1 pseudogene is annotated in these 1,767 nt (G+C 68.2%); it reads left to right on the forward strand.

The features are described from left to right. Positions 1-431: 431 nt before the first annotated feature. A pseudogene (locus WA317_RS18700) lies at positions 432-1,767 on the forward strand (hypothetical protein); the annotation flags it as partial.

A 1,767-nucleotide genomic window follows, 5' to 3' on the forward strand; every position in this document is an offset into this window, starting at 1 on the left:
TCGCCGAGGCTCTGGGCGCCGCGGCTGGTTCTGCTTGCCTTGGTTCGCGCGGAGGTGGGCGGTGAGGATCGACACGGCCCGCTTGCTGCCCGCGTCTGAAGCGGTCGGTAGCTGTTTCGTCGCGCCCTTCGCTCACAAGATCTCCCTGGACGGTGAAAGTTACGATCCGCTCCGAAAACGCGCTGCTCATCTGCGACGATAACCGCTATCGAATGATCCGGCACGAACTTGACGGCTGATCCACGGGGCGACCTGAAGTCGGGGCGCAACTTGTACGAATCCTGCGCGTCGTCTCGGCGATCGCCCATATGCCCAGGTCGTCACCGTGGGATGATGCTCAGGCATCACTGGCTTCAGGCTCGCCCGCGAATTCGCCGGAAGCGACCAGAAAGCGTGCCCCTGCGGCGCGCTGTCTCGAGAGGAGGGCCGCGGTGGACCTCGCTTTGGGCGTCGCCGTAGCCGGTCCGGTTGCCCGCTTGGCTCTGCTGGATTCAGGGCCCGACGGCCAAGGTGTGCTCGACGAGTCGGTCGTCGACCTGGCCGGCGATCCGATCGCGGCGCTGACCGAGACGGTGGTCGGCACCAATCGGTCGTTGACAGACCAATACCACCGACTGGTCGCCACTCGGCTGTGTTGGTCGGACCCGCGACGAGCCGGTCAGCTGCGTCAGGCGTTGACCGACTCCGGTGTGCAGAATGTCGCGGTGCTTTCTGAGTCCGCTGCCGCAACCGCGCTGGTGCGCAACCTTTCCGGCGGCCATCCGCAGCGTGAATCGGCTGTGCTGCTTGTCGACGACCGATCGGCGCGGCTGTCGATCGTCAACGGTGGCGATCCGAAGCCGGTTGGCGAGGAACCATTCGAGGGCTCCGACGCGGTCCGCGCCGCAGGCTCACTGCTCGGCCGGCTGCGCGAGGAATCCGCTGCGGCAGACAGTGTTTACCTGATCAGTTCGTCCTCGGATGCCGCTGCCATCGCGCGAGAGCTGGCGGCGACGTCCTCGTTACCGCTTGCGGTGCCTGAGGATCCCGACTTCGCGATCGCCAGGGGTGCGGCGCTGGAGGCGGTGACGGCGCGGCTGACGTATCCGCCGGCAGGTGCCGGTGCGCGGCCTGCTCCCACTGGCCGGCTTGCTTATCCTGCCGGAGACGCGACGATGGCGGCGCCCGCGGTGGCGACCGGCCAGATTCCTTACCCGGCGGGCGACCCGAACGCGCCTCCGGCGGCGACCAGTCGGCTTGCGTACCCGGCCGGAGACGCGACGATGGCGGCAGCAGCGATGCCCACCGGCCGCTTTTCCTACCCCGATGGCGATGCAACCACCGTGGCACCTCTGGGGCCGATCGGCGATGAGACCGCCGCCTTCGACGGAGCAACCGCGAACGCGCCTGCGGCGACGGGATCGGGTCCGGAGCTGGCGTACTCGCAAGAAGAATACGATCCCGAGCTGCTGCCCGTGGAGTACGACGGCGACGACGACGATGGGGTGCTGGACGACGCGGCTCCGCCGGTAGGTCGCGCATTACTGGTAGGCAGCACTGTCGGCGGAATTCTGGTTGCCGGCTTTGCCGCACTGGCTGTCGCGGTGACGATCAGCGTGCGTCCGACGGCTGCCACGCAGCCGCAACCGCCGGCGCCTGCGCAGCAGAAGTCAGTTCCCGGCAACTTCATGCCGGCCCTGCCGGCGCCGGCTCCTCAGGTACCGACGCCGCCGGCTCCAGACGCCAATGTCCCGCAAGTTGGTCCGGGTCCCGCTGGTGGTGGAGCAC

The sequence above is a fragment of the Mycobacterium sp. genome (assembly GCF_049802695.1).
In the GTDB taxonomy this organism is placed as follows: domain Bacteria; phylum Actinomycetota; class Actinomycetes; order Mycobacteriales; family Mycobacteriaceae; genus Mycobacterium.